This window comes from Paenarthrobacter sp. NPDC090520 (assembly GCF_044769205.1).
Classification (GTDB): Bacteria; Actinomycetota; Actinomycetes; order Actinomycetales; family Micrococcaceae; genus Arthrobacter.
Window position 1 is genome coordinate 82947 of the sequence record NZ_JBIVXM010000020.1, and the last position, 6181, is coordinate 89127.

Annotated in this window: 7 protein-coding genes; 4 read left to right on the top strand and 3 right to left on the bottom strand. The window is 57.8% G+C overall.

Annotation, left to right across the window (positions count from 1 at the left end):
• Window positions 1-18: 18 nt before the first annotated feature.
• The 3 genes from ACIQTZ_RS19805 (at window position 19) to ACIQTZ_RS19815 (ending at window position 2608) form a co-directional block, all read left to right on the top strand.
• Window positions 19-702: a DUF6308 family protein gene (locus tag ACIQTZ_RS19805; protein ID WP_402983150.1), complete on the top strand. Its 684-nt coding sequence runs from the start codon at window positions 19-21 to the stop codon at window positions 700-702.
• A 127-nt stretch (window positions 703-829) separates the two neighbouring features.
• Window positions 830-1432: a hypothetical protein gene (locus ACIQTZ_RS19810; protein ID WP_402983153.1), complete on the top strand. Its 603-nt coding sequence runs from the start codon at window positions 830-832 to the stop codon at window positions 1430-1432.
• Between the two features lie 9 nt (window positions 1433-1441).
• On the top strand, window positions 1442-2608 hold the full coding sequence (locus ACIQTZ_RS19815; RefSeq protein ID WP_402983156.1) for an ATP/GTP-binding protein: 1167 nt from the start codon (window positions 1442-1444) through the stop codon (window positions 2606-2608).
• A gap of 457 nt (window positions 2609-3065) precedes the next feature.
• Here ACIQTZ_RS19815 and ACIQTZ_RS19820 read toward each other — a convergent pair whose 3' ends face one another.
• The 3 genes from ACIQTZ_RS19820 to ACIQTZ_RS19830 all read right to left on the bottom strand — a co-directional run bounded on the left by ACIQTZ_RS19820 (window position 3066) and on the right by ACIQTZ_RS19830 (window position 5606).
• Complete coding sequence (locus ACIQTZ_RS19820; protein ID WP_402983159.1) at window positions 3066-3521, bottom strand: hypothetical protein; 456 nt, start codon at window positions 3519-3521, stop codon at window positions 3066-3068.
• Between the two features lie 392 nt (window positions 3522-3913).
• Complete coding sequence (locus ACIQTZ_RS19825) at window positions 3914-4357, bottom strand: hypothetical protein (RefSeq protein ID WP_402983162.1); 444 nt, start codon at window positions 4355-4357, stop codon at window positions 3914-3916.
• A 373-nt stretch (window positions 4358-4730) separates the two neighbouring features.
• Complete coding sequence (locus tag ACIQTZ_RS19830; protein ID WP_402983165.1) at window positions 4731-5606, bottom strand: alpha/beta hydrolase fold domain-containing protein; 876 nt, start codon at window positions 5604-5606, stop codon at window positions 4731-4733.
• A 309-nt stretch (window positions 5607-5915) separates the two neighbouring features.
• Here ACIQTZ_RS19830 and ACIQTZ_RS19835 point away from each other — a divergent pair.
• A partial coding sequence (locus ACIQTZ_RS19835; protein ID WP_402983168.1) for a hypothetical protein occupies window positions 5916-6181 on the top strand: 266 nt, incomplete at its 3' end.

Genomic DNA, 6181 nt, shown 5'->3' on the forward strand with positions numbered 1-6181 from the left:
CACCCAGAAGGATGAACCGTGACCTTACCGGAAATTCTGTCAGAGCCTCAGCTGGATAATGCTGCGGAACTCGTTACCCAGTACTACACAAAGCTCTACGACCACGATCTACCTCAAACCGGCAGCCGATTCGACAATTGGGCTGGTGGCGGCGACCGTTCGGATGTTGCGAATCAAATTACGGCCGATGATGTCCTTGCCGTCTCGTTCCTGTCCGTCCAGGTGCCTGCAACGGCCGCGATTGGTTTGATCGAAACGAGTGCCACCGAGGTGACGCGACTCCTGGGACAGATCCCAACTGACATAGACCTTGCCTCAGTGCCGCCCGAGGACTACGACGCCGTCCTCGGGCCTGACAGCCCGGCCAACCAACTCTGGCGGTTGCTTCGTGGAACAGACACCTACCGCTGGGGCATCGGACCGACGAGGGCCAGCAAGATCATGGCAAGGAAACGACCGCGCCTCATTCCGATTTACGACTCAGTTGTTGGACCGCTCATGGGTCTCCAGACGTGCGAAGGCCAATGGAAGACCTGGCATTCTGTTCTCGCCGACGGTTCGGGTCTACCCGACAGGCTCAGAGAAATTAGGGAAAAGGCCGCAATTGGTGTGGACATTTCAGATCTCCGGACCATGGATGTTGTGCTCTGGATGCACGGAAAAGAGTTGGGGATGGAAGTAATCGAGGACGGAACAAGTTAGCATTTGGAATATTCTACATTCGAGAAATGCAATTCGGCGCATATTGGACTTTCTACGGGTAGGTTGACCTAGCCGGGCGGCAAAGTTCTTTAACAAATGGGGCAAATTCATGGATTTACTAAGCGGCATGAGCCGCGATCAACTACATGTTTCCGTTTGGGCGGCAGCAGCGATTTTTGTGGTCGCGGTGGGAATCGTACGTCCGCGACGCTTTCACTGGACTGCACTTACGTCAATACTTCTCTTTGCTGCCTTGAACACAGGAGCCGGGGTTTACGTTCTGAATCACTACAGCGATCCGCGCTGGTCGGAGGTGGCCTCGACTCAGTTGAGCGCGCCATCGCTTGCTGAGACTCCCTTGGTGGGCCAGTTTATGGGTCCGCTAGATTCGGCCCTCAAGGCAGTTGTCACAGGAGTCAACGACTTCATGTCATTCAAGGCAGCTCTGCCCGTCGCACTCGATTTTCTAGGCGCTGCTGGATGGGCTCTGCTCATTTCATTCCCTGTGGGAGTGCTCGTTGCCGCCATCAACTTCGTTGTGGGGAAACGTCGGACTGCTGGTTTCGAGAAGTACCGTGCGACTGTCGACCTGCTCAAAGACGAAGTCGAGAAACTGAAACTTCATATTCAGGGGACTCCTGGCAGCGCCGATCTCCTTGGCCTTACGGAGCAAGAGACCCAAAGCATCTTGTCTTCCACTCAAACATCCCCTACTACACGATTGCCGTAGGTTGATTTCATGAAACAGAATAAAATTGCCCGGGAGCAACAAATTGCCGTTTTCGGTGAGAGCGGCAGCGGAAAGACCGTGCTCTTGTCATCCTTCTACGGCCTAGCGCTGGAGCAGCAACTCTCCGGAACAGACCGCTTCGACATTCTGGCCGTTAATAACGCGCAGGGTCGCCGGCTGCATCAGAATTATTTGGGCATGAAGAACTCCGCTTTACTCCCCTTAAGCACTCATTTTTCGTCGACCTCGTACGCCTTCACCATCAAACGCAAACCGGGCGCTGCTGCAAAGTCCAAGAAGGTTATTGCGGAAGAACTTCGGCTGGTCTGGCATGACTATCCTGGGGAGTGGTTCGAAGAGGAACCTAGCGGGCCAGAAGAAGAAAAACGCCGCATTGGCACATTTCAAGCGCTGCTGAGCTCCGATGTGGCCATGATACTTGTGGACAGCCAAAAGCTCCTTGATCACGTGGGCGAGGAAGAGCGCTACCTCAAGTCGCTCCTGACCAATATCAGCACCCAGCTACTCAAACTGCGTGACGATGTCCTCCAGGATAACCAGCCGCTTGCTACTTTTCCCAGAATCTGGCTGTTGGCGTTGTCCAAGGCGGATCTGCTGCCTGAGACCGACGTAACAAGCTTCCGTGACCTTCTCGTGGAAAAGGTCGGAAGGGAGCTGAACAAGCTTCAAGAGGTCGTGGGCACATTCGTCGAGGCTCCCGAAGCGTTGTCGGTCGGAGAGGATTTCGTTCTGCTCTCGTCAGCACAGTTCGAACCAGAAAAGATCGAAGTAACCAAACGCGTGGGATTGGACTTGATCCTTCCCATTGCTGCCATGCTGCCTCTGTCTCGCTTCTTGCCGTGGGCACAGGCGATGACGAAGGGCACGGGTGCGGCCAAGCAATTGTTCAAAGTTGTCACGCCTCTGGTTGAAGTTCTCGGCAAAGCCAGGCTGCCCGTTCTAATGGCCCGTCTACCCGTCCCTGTGGCCACCGCTGCTGCGCTATTGAGCCCAGCCCTCTCAAAATCGGCTTTCGATTTTGCGGGCGGCAAGGTCGAAGACCTCCACGTTCAAGCCCGAGAGAAGCATGATTTCCTCGCGGAAACCTTGACCGGATTCCAAATGGAATTGGACCGTGGCGACGAGGAGAAGGTCCTACTGCGAGGCCGCGTGTGAAGTCCGGGAGCGGCAACGGAACCACCGAGCTAACTTTTATCTGGGCCACCCGTGGCAAGAGCTGGGGCTTTCGATTCCTACGCACTGCAGGTCACACAGATCCGTTAGAGCTTTACGAGACGGCGTTTCAAGGCGCGGTGGATGCTCCAGAGACATTCCAAGAAAGCGCAAACTGTATCGCGATTCGCGTCTCTGACCCGGAAGGGCGTCGGGACGCGGCCGGACGGATGATACCGCACGAGTTTGTCTTGCTAAAGCCGCTTCCTGAAGACGTCAGCTCGGCAGAAGAAGCGTTCGGATTGGTGTGGCCTCTTGTCAGGGATGACTACGCCCGCGATTGGGACCAGCCCAAACCAAGACCTTGACCGTCCCTAAGTGGGACGCTGACAGTCACCTCGTAGCCGTGGGATCCGCATCATGTGGGTCCCACGGCGTTCTTGACTGCAGACGCTGAGTGTCACTGCTCGCCAGGCACCCTCAACGCTTCCGCCTTCGTCGCCGCCAGAATCTCAGCAAACCGTCGCCGGTCTACATACTCCCCACCGGCGAGCCGGATAACTCTGCCCATGTAGGGGTCTCGCTGCATGAGTTGCTTATCGCCTAAACGCAAGGTCGTGTAGCTGGCCTTCTTCTCGGCCCTCACGCGGGACTCTGCCCAATTGACCACCACAATCAAGAGAAGCCCCGAGGAAGCAAAAAGACCCACCAAGGAGTTTGTGAACCACGATTGTGGGATGCCGGCCTTCATCAGCGCGAGACAGGTCAGGCCCACGACAGCCATAAAGATGGTGGCCCTATAACGCCACTTCGTGATTTGATACGCAGTCACCCCATCAATCAACCCACCGTCGAATCTGATACGTACCAAGCTGTCCCCCATGAGGCTGCGATGCGACGCAGCGTAGATGCGCATACAGCCCCCAACCTACCTCGTTCACGAAGCATGCGACCCTCCCAGCACCACTACCAATGGCGGGTTAGCCGGATTGCATAGCCGTTTGCCTAAGTCCGCTCAATCCTGGACAAGTAGACACCCAAGGGCCCCGTTCAAAGCAGAAGACGCTGCTGACGCCCCGTCCGCGACCGCCGTCGTCGATGGCCTCCGCTCCAACCCGCTCGTGTCCAACCAGGAGGAAGTCCACGAGGTCGACCGGCGTTGGCGGCGCATCGCGGACAAGTGCGGGCCGCCGTGTGTGCGGGCGGGTGAGGTCAATCTGAAAGCTCCACCATGACGCGCGCGACACCCGCGCAGACGAGATGCGCCAGGTGTTCCATGTCCGGCGTGGGCTCTGAGGGCACGACAGTTCAAACCCTTGGAGCTGATCCTTCCGGGCGGATCTTGTGCCAAATCTCAGCGATGGTGGCCCCTGCGGTCGATTCGTCCAGGAGTGCATGAAATTTTGCTTGTTCAGCGTCGTCGGCTTTCGTAGCTGCGAAGAACGAGTGCAGGGACGAACCAGTAGCTTCTCGTGCGATGAGTCTCATCTTTCGAGCAAGCGAGGCGTTGGGGTGATGGTTGATGTCCCCGTCCGCGTCGGGGAATCGATCGGCGAGGAATTCCAGGACTTCGGTGGGCACGGAGTAGTTGGTCAACAGGCCCGAGGCCTCAGCCCAATCCCGGTGAGCGGCGATGTGAAACATGACATCAATGGGAAGGCCGGGGTTTCCGGTGAGCTGGAACAAGTCGTAGGGATTGCCGTTTGCAGCGTAATAGGCAGAAACTGCACCAGGCAGATCTTTGGCATCCAATTTCTCTCTCCAGTGTTGCTCCGTGCTCCCCCTCAATGTGTAGGCGACGACGGCCCGCCTGCCCGCGTGGCCTGACACCTCCGGCTCTGGTCCGAGACCGGACCGACCTTGACCACTGTGGAGACACCTTGTTTGTGTTTGCAAAGTCCGTGGAGCAGCAGTCGGCGCCGTACTCCCAGTGTGGCACGGCGAGTTCTCGACTGTTTGGGGTGGTTCGAGCCGGGCAGTGCAGCGCGGGTTCTGAGGGCTTAGCTTCTCCGGTCTTGCTGACGGGTTCAAACCCAATGGGTTCGCTCGTTCATCGCGTTCTCTCACCACCTAGAAGCGGTGAACTTCGCACGTGGCCACCCTGCGTAGAGGATCGCGCCGAGAGTTATCCGGATGCAGAATGTGGTGCACATCTAGTCAACGACCACGAAGCCATCAGATCGATGGCCTTTGCAAAGTCGTTGCGGCGGGGCTGGTTCAGGAAGGCGTGACGGGATCCAGGCAGAATGTGGTGTTCGACGTCGACCTGGGCGCCTCGGAGTTCGGCCGCGAACTGGTCGCCTGAAGCGCGCATGACGTCATTGTCTGCATTGATCATGAGGGTGGACGGGACCCCGGAGAGATCGTGTCCTCCTGGGAAAGCCAAACGGTTTCTAAGCGCCGGTTCAGATCCTGCGTAGTTTCGGTTCAGCGCATTCAGAACCCATCGGGAGTGTGTTAGCCGGCGATGACCGCGAACTCGACGTTGGATCTCAGGCGCCCGAGGGTGCACGGCATGGAAGAATCCGTACGCGAAGATGGCTCCTCTAAGGTGCAGGTCCATCTCGACGGCACGGAACGCCGTAGAGGCAGCCAAGCATGCTCCGGCGCTTGCTCCGCCGAGGATCAACCCTCCGTCTGTCTGGCTGCCGACGTGTTGAAGCGCGGTCAGAAGGTCTTCCATCGGTAGCGGGAAGCGTGCTCTTGACCGGGTTCCTCCTCTGAAGGCCCAATCCAGTCCAGGGAGCGGTGCGAGGCGGTAGCCGACCGTGACCACGGTAACGCCTCTATCAGAAAGAGCCCGGGCAACATCGTGCGCTTCAGGCTGGTCGATTCCGCCAGCGAAGAAGCCTCCGCCGTGCGCCCAGACAAGTGTGGGAACAGACACACGAGCCTGGCTGGGTATTGGTCGGTACCAGCGGAGCCGAACGGGTCCATCCGGTCCCGTGGCCGCCGACTCACGAATCCCAGAGTCTCTTTTCTCATTGAACGACATCGCCATGAAAACGACCCTAACCTCACGTGGGCAGTTCACGATTTGAGGTGTCTTGATTGCCTTGCTGTGACTCGTGCCGCTGTTTAGAGGGCAAGGCCTCGCGGTAGTCGTGTACGACCACCTAGATGATTTTTCGCAGCACCTAATTTTGGGTTTTTACCACCTAATTTCCCTCGTTTCGGTCTAGGGAGAGCCTTTTTCGCCACCTAGTGCCGTTTTTGTGTGTTCACAATGTCCCCGGCTGCGTGGCCATTTCCGGTCGCGGCACCCACTGGTTTGGTGGGTTTGTTTCGAGGGCTATTGGGGGCCTTTTGTATGGCTGTTTTTGATCTGGGCGCGCAGACGCTCACCACTCTTGTTCGGCAGTCCGATGCTTCGCATCAGGACCTGGGGGCGTTGGTGCGCCGCTTCGTGGACGCCGTCACCCCGCTGGAAGGAAAGTTCAGCGGCGCAGGCAAGGCCGCGTTCGACTCCTTCAAGAACCGATCCGACCTGGTCGCCTCGGAGTTGAACACCGCGCTGGGCGCGATCGTGCAAGGCCAGTCCGGGATGAACACCGCCTTCACCCAAGGCGACCAGGC